General features: G+C 60.7%; 5 protein-coding genes. 3 read left to right on the top strand and 2 right to left on the bottom strand.

Translation table 11 applies throughout. The annotated features are described in order from the left end of the window. The 3 genes from IRZ31_RS18130 to IRZ31_RS18120 form a co-directional block, all read left to right on the top strand. Positions 1 to 1,333, top strand: a 1,333-nt coding sequence (locus IRZ31_RS18130) for a hypothetical protein (RefSeq protein WP_297156235.1), incomplete at its 5' end; no start/stop codon positions are given. A 3-nt stretch (positions 1,334 to 1,336) separates the two neighbouring features. Further along, a complete protein-coding gene (locus IRZ31_RS18125; RefSeq protein WP_297156233.1) occupies positions 1,337 to 3,337 on the top strand; it encodes a replication-relaxation family protein in 2,001 nt (666 codons plus the stop codon). Between the two features lie 1,348 nt (positions 3,338 to 4,685). Beyond that, positions 4,686 to 5,717 (top strand): hypothetical protein, encoded by a 1,032-nt coding sequence (locus IRZ31_RS18120; protein WP_297156231.1) that lies wholly within the window; start codon positions 4,686 to 4,688, stop codon positions 5,715 to 5,717. 48 nt (positions 5,718 to 5,765) lie between these two features. On the opposite strand, the gene IRZ31_RS18115 is transcribed toward IRZ31_RS18120, so the two are convergent. Together IRZ31_RS18115 and IRZ31_RS18110 are read right to left on the bottom strand one after the other, a co-directional pair. Further along, positions 5,766 to 6,887, bottom strand: coding sequence for a tyrosine-type recombinase/integrase (locus IRZ31_RS18115; RefSeq protein ID WP_297156229.1), 1,122 nt, complete (start codon positions 6,885 to 6,887; stop codon positions 5,766 to 5,768). A gap of 588 nt (positions 6,888 to 7,475) precedes the next feature. Continuing rightward, a partial coding sequence (locus IRZ31_RS18110) for a tyrosine-type recombinase/integrase (protein ID WP_297156227.1) occupies positions 7,476 to 8,393 on the bottom strand: 918 nt, incomplete at its 5' end.

Below are 8,393 nucleotides of genomic sequence, written 5' to 3'. Positions count from 1 at the left end.
CGTGCTGCACCAGCTCGATCCAGCCGATCCGTGGCATCAGGAACTGCTCGCATGGTGGCAGAACACCTATTTCCTGCTCCCGAAAGCGTCCACGTTCCGTCAGGAAATCATCATGCCCATCCTGACGAAACTGGGAAGCTTCAACGACAATCAGCACCTGCGCAGGATCGTGGGTCAGCCAGTCACGCGCGCCCCCATCCACGAAGCGGTCACAGCCGGCAAGATTGTGCTGTGCGCGCTCTCTGCGCGCGATATGGATGACACCAGCCTCAACATTTTGGGGAGCACGCTGATCAATCTCCTCAGACGCAGTTTCCGTCTCCAGGAATCGATCGAGCCTCACAAGAGAAGGCCGATCTTCCTGGCGATCGATGAGTTCCAGGCCTTTAGCGGGGCAGACATTGCAAAGATCCTGGCAGAGGATGCGAAGTATGGCTGTGCCGCCTTGCTGGCCACCCAGTTTCTCAAGGAGCTGGACATTGTCAAACAGGGCCTGCTTGATACGGTGCTGGCCAACTGTGAAAACCTCTGGGCCTTTACCGTCAGTGCCTCAGATGCCAGGATTCTGGAACAGGAACTGCACAACAGGGTGACGTCCAGGGAGATCATTTCGCAGCCCAGACTGCACTGCTACGCGCGTCTCGCGTTGCCAGGCTACCCGCTGCAGATCGTTTCGGTCGAACTCACCCGGCCTCCCTCCTGGAACAGGACCCCTTCCCAGCTGGCACGAGCACGTGCCATCCGACACGTCAACCAGCGCCGCTCTCAGTCCGCCGCGGAGGTAGACCGCGCCCACGCTGACCATCTGCGTCGCTTTCTGGACGTCCAGTCGTTCGTGCTCAGGATTGATCGGGACGTGCGCAAATCGCAGGCCTACCGCCAGTATCGGGCAGCAGCCTACCAGCTGGCAGCTCAGGTGCAAGTCCAGACGAAGCCCTCTGCCAGACAGAATGGCATGCCCCCCGCCCCCTCGGGTACGTCCTCATCCATACCAGGGGCGGGCAGACCTGGTCCATCGCAGAACAACCAGCAGGAACAGGCCCAGGTCAATTCGCTCACGGGATCAATGAGCGCGGATCTTACAGCACAGGCTCCCACCATAGGGATACAGAACGAAAAAAAGCGCCGGAGCCATCCGCGCAGCCGTCGCAAAAAGCGCCTCTCCACCATCCAGAAATCGCCTGTGGGAGCGCCACCGCCCATCATCCCGGATCAGGTCCCTGATGTCCAAACGGATCTGGACGGATATGAGGAAATACGCCCCCCGACCTTACTCGGAATGACGCGAGGCTCCTTTGAGGGCGAGGAAAGAGGGCAAGAGGAGCGAGGCTGATTGGTGAACATACCACAAAGAACGGCGGGGGAAGACCTGCACACAGTGCTGCCTGGCATCCCATCTTCGCTCAAGAAGCAGGCGCTCTACGCCATGCTCGCCGCCCCAGAGCTGCGGTCTCACACGGCGCGCCAGATTCTCTACTGGCTCACCTGGCTCTCGCTGCTCTCTGCCCCAGAACTGGCGCGTCTAGTCGAGCGCGATGATCAGACGACAAGAGGCCACCTGCTCCGCCTGGAGGAACTTCACCTGGTGGCGCATGTGGTCTGCGACGAGCCAGGGTGGCCGCCGCGTCACCGTCGCTATTATCTGACCGACCTGGGACTGCACGCACTGGCTGCCCTGTATCCGAGGGCGTCTTACGTTACGGCCTCCAGGCTGGCAAGCAGTTACCCTGTGACGCGCCAGGATTTGCTCGCCCGTCTGGCCAGGCTCCCGGTGCACCTGATCCTGTCTGACCTGATCAGCCGCCTGCTGACAGAGTGTCCCGCTGGCTTTCGGGTGATAGGCTACCAGCAACCCTGGAAGCAAACCTATCTTGTGCAGGGTCGGCGACACCGCTGGGTCTCTGATGCGGCTTTCCTCCTGGCTGCTCCTGGCGGGGACCACTATGCCTTCTCTCTGTGGGTCGACCAGGAGCGGCAGTTCAGCCAGAAGGAAGCGCTCTCCTGGCTCCGGCACCTGGCAGAGCTACAGGCTGCAGCCCGGCTGGTAGGGGAGAGTCTCCCTCCACTGCTGATTCTCACGGAGCGCGTCCGCATCCCGCTCTGGCTTGAGCAGCTTGAGCCTGCCTGGGAGCTTGAGGCGCTGAAGAGCAGTCTCCCTCCCTGTGCGATCGCCGATTACCGCGATCTTTCGCAGGGAGCGTTTGCCCCTTTGTGGCTTCCCATTCAAGCAGGCCCGTCCAGCAAGCTCAGGAGCACTGCTCCTCGGAGCCGTGTTTCGCTCCTGGGGCTCTGTCAGCAGGGTGCTGCAGGTTCGCTGATCGAGAATCTTACTCATCCGTTTCCTTTCCACGCACAGTGTCTTGCCGAAGACAGTGACGCTGTTTCTGAGCATGCTCATCGGTTACCTCGCTATGTCTATGAATCCCTACAAGCAGAGGCCGAACGGCTGCGCCCACGGCAACGTCAGGACATCCCTGTGATCAGCCAGGAGATTGCCCACGAGTTTGACGGCACTCCCGCAGAGCGCACCCGCACGGCTGCCCTCTTGACCCTCCAGCTCACTGCCCGGCAAAAGGGGATTCTGGCCGTTCTGGGACGCCATCCCTGGATGTCCATGCCTGATTTGCAGATGCAGCTTCTGCCGGTGAGAGCCGATCCGCGACTGCTCCAGCGCCAACTTCAACCATTGCTGGCGCTAGGGCTGGTCAGCCTCTCCTTATGGGCAGGAGGCAGATCCTGGCAAGAGCGAGAGCGTTACGCTCTCACAGAGACGGGGCTGCGCTATCTGGCTGTTCGTCATGGTCTGTCAACGCTCTCCCTCCCTTGTCGCTCTGGCGATCTCAAGAGACAGATTTCCCATACCCACGGCGTCTACCGCTGTGTCCGTCAGATGATCGCGGCAGGGAGGCAAACCGGAACCTATGAAATTCTGGCCTGGCTCAATGCTCGCGAGGCCCTTCGCTGGTGGTGGGATCGTTCCAGCAGCCAAAGTCTCCTTGTCCGCCCCGACGCGGAGTTGCTCTATACCGTGGGAGACTCCTCAAGACCCTACCGCCTGCTGCTGGAATATGATCGGGGAACCACCTCTGCGCGGGAATATGAGCAGAAGTTTGCCGCCTATGCCGATTACCAGGAGGAGGCTCAGACGATTTTACCCCCTATTGTGATGGTTGTTCAGAGCAAGCACACAGCCACCACCATAGAGAGTGTGCTTCGTGAGATCCAGGCGCACCTCCTCCCAGTCGTGATGCTCCTCGAAGAGGAAGTAGCGCGCACAGGCATCAGGAGCATCCTTCCACAGCTCCTTCACTTTGCCAGCCTGTTCTCGTTTCTCTGATCCTCCTCCTTGCTCTGTGCCAGCTCTCCCAGGCGCTTACCGTGTGCTTTCCAGGCTGCTCCCACCAGGTTTCCAGGGAGTTCCCAGGCCGCTCCCGCTGGCTCCTTGCACTCATCAGAGGAGAGCTTCAGTCGGAGCTGGCACGGATCGTCAGGTGCGCTGATTGTGATTACCTCCGCCCTTCGAGAGCGGAGGGAGGATCTGAGAGGATTCAAAGAGCACCTGATTTTGGGGAGATTCATCCCTGACTGCCGGTGAACCTCGTCCAGGAACGTTTCTGTGCTCAGCACAGGTTAGGCAGGGTAGAAGCGTGCAGTACCCGTTTGTTCATTGTATACTACTAGAGTATGAAAACAGCAGAAGCCAGGGTGAGAACCGCCCAGGAGGGGAAACTCCTGCTCTTCCGCTCGAATGGCGACGGCTCCCGACAGCTGGCTGGATCGTCCTTTCCAGTGCCTTCCCTGCATTCATCTGGGAGGCAGGCCCTGCGTCGAGAGGGTCCCTGGACCAGTTTCCTGGAGAACCATACACCATGCCCCGCCATGCAGAGACAGAGAGAAAGCCGCACGCTCGTCACCGCCAGGCCTGGCTGATGCCCATGATGACCGCGCTGCTCACCGTCGCAGCCTCGCTTCTTGCCACAGTGCTCTGGACCCTGCCGAACTGGACCCTCTTCCGCACGCATGTCACCCATTTCCCCGAACTGTGGCAACTGGAGAGCAATCGTCGCCTTATCATGCTTCTGACCATCAAGGTTCTTTCCCCGCTCTTGATCGCTCCGATCATCGTCATCTGTTGCTGGCTCATCAGGAGCATCGGCTCACTCGTGTCCGAAAGTGCAGCAGGGGAGTCGGGAGAACCCATCCTGACCAGGCAGATCAGGCAACCCTCTCAGGGAGGTCAGCGGGAGATCAGTGTGATGAGCAGTCCAGCATTTCCCGCCCGGCAATCTTCGCCTGAGAAAGCAGCGGCTTCCCCGGTCAGATCTATACTCATTCCGCAACAGACCGAGAGCGCTGCTCTGACTCAGCCAGTTTCCTTTCCTCTCGAAGCGGCCCCAAAGCCACGGGTTGGCCTGCCGCTTCCCACATCGTCTGCCCCTGCGCTGGACCTTCCCCAGCTCTCTCAGGATCTGCTTCCTCCCAGCGAGTCACACGAGAGCATCTCAGCAAGACCCGAGCAGTTGACTGACAGGACTGCTCCCCCCTTGTCTCCACCAGATGCCTCAGCTGGTGGAAACAACCTCCCCATCTCTGCGGCTTCCTCATCGGGTTTCTCTGCTGTCCACGTTCCGACTGGTGAGCCACCTGTTCTGGACCAGGGCAGGGAAGGCCCCTGTGGGGAGTATGTGAGGATCAGGTTACTCAAGGAAGTGCAGCTGGAGCTGGTAGCCCCCGATGGCAGATGCGTGCAGGTCCCACTTGTCCCCAATGCCAAACGGATCCAATTGCTGGCTTATCTCGCCTGGCTGCGCGGCGAAGAGGTGAGTCGAGAGAAACTGCTAGAGGACGTCTTCGGTCACGGCCTCTCCGACGAGGAAGCCACGCCGAAGCGGTTGGGGGAGGCCTTCGACTCTCACCGCAAGTTCCTGCGCAAGGATGTGCGCGAGGCCATCGCTCATCTGAATGCAGCAGCGGGACAGGAGCTGATTCCGCCGAACCTGGACGTCTTTAGCACCAGACAGGGACTGTGGCGTCTGGCCCCCACCTGCCGGGTCATCGATCTGGAAGCGGTAAGCACCCTCCACCAGATCATCGAAGCAGCTCGCCGTGATGGCCGCCTGACCAATGCAGTTCCTGACGACATCAAAGAGGCTTGTGATGCCCTGCTGCAAGCCTATCCCGGGGACTTCCTGCAGCAACTGATCGACTATCCTGCCAATTTTGATCCCTGGCCATCCAGCTGGGTCCGAAAACCTTTTACCCTCTTCCGCGATAAATACCTGCAGGCGCTCTGGTACAGCGCCGAGTATGAGGTTCATCAGGCACAGCACCTGGCTGACGCATGCCAGGCGGGGGCGAGCGGAGCAGACCCCGCCACCGCCATGCTCCAGCGGGAACACTATGGACGGGCAGCTCAGCTCTACCAGACCTATGCATTGCACAGTGTGAACCACCGGTTTGACACCAAGCTCTCCTTTGCCTTCGGCAGGCCGGGCCGAGAGCATGGCGAGCGCGTGATCATGAGTGAGCGGGCCTTGCGGCATGCCGTCCGACTCTATGGGGCGCTTGGAGCCACTTATCTGGTGGACCAGCTCTATCTGGCTTACTCCAGGCAGATGCGACGGCTCTCCTCGGAGCAATGGCATCCCAGCCAGGAGACCTTGCAGACGCTGGAGCAGGCCAAGTCAAACACCAGTGCCTCTCGGCTCCTGGCCTAGGCGACTGGTGCGCGGCCTCTCGCCGGTCTCCACCTGGCCACATTCGCTCTAATCCGGTTCTGGCTGGCGCGTCGAGAGGTAGTCTCCAGGGCTATACTTGCGTTTCTGCGCCTGCATCATCGTATCATTCAGATGCATGTAATGATTGACTGTGGCCATCTCCTCATGCCCCAATAGCCGCTGGAGGCTGAATGGGTCCCCCCCGAGGAGCAGATACTTTACCGCAAAGGTATGTCGCAGAATATGCGGACTCACTCGCTTGGCTGTGATCCCGGCCCGCTTTCGCAGTCGTCTGAAAAGCTCCTCGATCCCATTCTTGGTCAGGGGTCGGCACGTCTCCGTCAGGAACAAATACTTCTCTCCGGCACGGCCCCACTTCGCCAGCTCCTGCTCGTCAGGCCAATGCTGATCCAGGTACTCGAACAGATAGTGCTGGCAGTTCTCTCCCAGGGCCACCCGTCGCTCCTTAGCCCCTTTCCCCCAGACCGTGATCACTCCCCGCCGCCGGTCCACCTTATCCAGGCATAGGGTGAGTAGTTCCGAGAGCCGTATGCCCGTATCGTACAACACCCACAGAATCGCTCGATTGCGAGCTGTAGCCCTCTTCGCCAGTCGACCGGTTTTCCTGGGCGGCGCACAGGCAGCGAGTAACCGTTCGAACTCCTCATCGGTCAGCGTCTCGATGAGAGGACGGCCTGCCCGGGGAAATGGTACCAGATCAAACACATTCTCCTCCAGCAGACGCCGGCGCTCCAGCCAGTGGAAAAAGGCCCGAGCTGAACGCGCATACGTTTGTACCGTGCGCTCCCTGCGCTGCCTGCCATGAGAGCCGCGCGTCGTACGCAGGTAGGTAAACCAGGCGCTGATATCCTCAGCCTCCACCGCTTCGATCTCCGTGACTCCCCGCTGTTGCTGCAGAAACCGTCGCAGGAGCGTGAGCGAGGTGCGGTGCCACTCGATGGTCTTGGGGCTTCGATTGCCCCCAATCTGACTCTGCAGATAGGCCTCAACAAGTGCCTCGATATGCTGTCGGCGCGGTTGACGTCCCACGCGCTGCTCTGATAGGTGCCTGGTCTGCTGCCTGCTTGATCGCGCCTGCTTCCGCCTGGCCCCTGTCGGCTGGGTTGCCAGAGAGAGCAGAGAGGACGAAGGAAAGGTCTGCTGATCCATTGGTATGCATACTCCTTTCAAGGCTGCTACACTGCTTGCTGCCGGGTATGCTCCCAGGCAGGGAACAGTGTAGCAGCCTCTCTCCGTCCTGCTTCAGGAGTGAGCCGGGAAGCGACCGGGAAGGTCACTGGTCGCCGCTGGGTCGCTTCCTGGACCCAGGCGAGAGGCCACCGCTCTACGGCTGTCAGAGCGCAGGCAAGTGGTGGCTCGTCGAAGCAGCGGCAGGTGGGACCTGCCAGGACGAGGGGGCACGTTCGTCTCCGCCGGAAAGGAAGACAAGACTGGGCAAGGGGGGGGCAAGCACCTCCCCTACGGAACACGCTCCCCCTGGAGGGGAAGCAGGGGAGAACAGCCGCCGCCGGTGCACAAGGGGCCTTCCTGGCCCGTTCCTGTCGGGTTCCCGCCGCGCTTCCAGGAGCTCCCTGGCTGGTTCCCGCTCCCCTCCCGCTTGCTTCCCGCCTCCTTCCCGCGTTCCCCATGATCCCGCCGCTCGATGGGTCACCCCCGGAGGCTCGAAGGACAGGCCTCTCCACGCGCGTGGAAGCCATGATGGGGACTTGCGCAGGACGCAGGCGCCCAGCAGCGCACCTAGACGCTTGCGGCTCCCGGTTTCCTGCCCCGGCCACCCCCCTGCTTGCTCCTGGCAGACTCGTGGGAACGCTGCCAAGGTTTCCTCCCTCCAGGCCCAGGTTCCACGGCCACATGATCACCAGGGCTAAATTTCCGCTTCTGCTCCTGGACCGCCGTATTACTCAGATGCATGTATTCCTTAATAGTAGCAATATCCTCATGGCCTAACAGCGCCTGGAGCGTATAGATATCGCCCCCAAGCATCAAGTAGCGAACGGCGAAGGTATGGCGGAACACATGGGGACTCAGACGCCGCTCCTCTGGCCAGGCGACCCGCTGACGAAGGCGGCGAAAGAGCATATCGACGCCTCGACGGGTGAGACCACAACCTCGCTCACCCAGGAAGAGATGATCTTCTCCTGGGTTCCCCATCTCCGCGAGCTGCTCGGCAGTGGGGCGATAGTGGTCCACATAGAGCAGCAAGGCCCTCAGAGCTTTTCTCCCGAGGGCAATCTGCCGCTCCTTCTCGCCCTTCCCCTGGACCTGAATCACCCCCTTTTTTCGATCCAGATCCACCAGACGCAGACCGCACAATTCCGCAAGGCGAATGCCTGTATCATAGAGGAGCCACAGGATGGCGCGATTGCGCGCTGCATGATAGTCCGCTAGGGGGCCAGATTCAGAAAGCGACGCACAGGCTTGCAGCAGGCGCTTGAATTCCTCTTGCTCAATGATCCGAATGAGGGGCTTGCCCACTTTGGGCATGCTGACATCCGCTGCCGGCGATCGCGAGACAGAGCCTCGGGCTTCCAGCCAGTTGCAGAATGCCCGCATGGACCGCGCATAGGTGTTGACCGAACGGGCTGCCAATCGTTTGCCATGTGCTCCCGTTCGCGTACCCAGCTCACTCAGCCAGGAGAGCAGATGCACTCGCTC

The organism is Thermogemmatispora sp. (assembly GCF_019683635.1).
GTDB lineage: Bacteria > Chloroflexota > Ktedonobacteria > Ktedonobacterales > Ktedonobacteraceae > Thermogemmatispora.
The sequence above is the reverse complement of the archived record's forward strand: the minus strand, read 5'-3'. Positions and strand labels throughout refer to the sequence as shown.

Coding starts and splice junctions, on each gene's coding strand:
- IRZ31_RS18115 (WP_297156229.1), bottom strand. CDS start 6,887: ATGGATCAGCAGACCTTTCCTTCGTCCTCTCTGCTCTCTCTGGCAACC.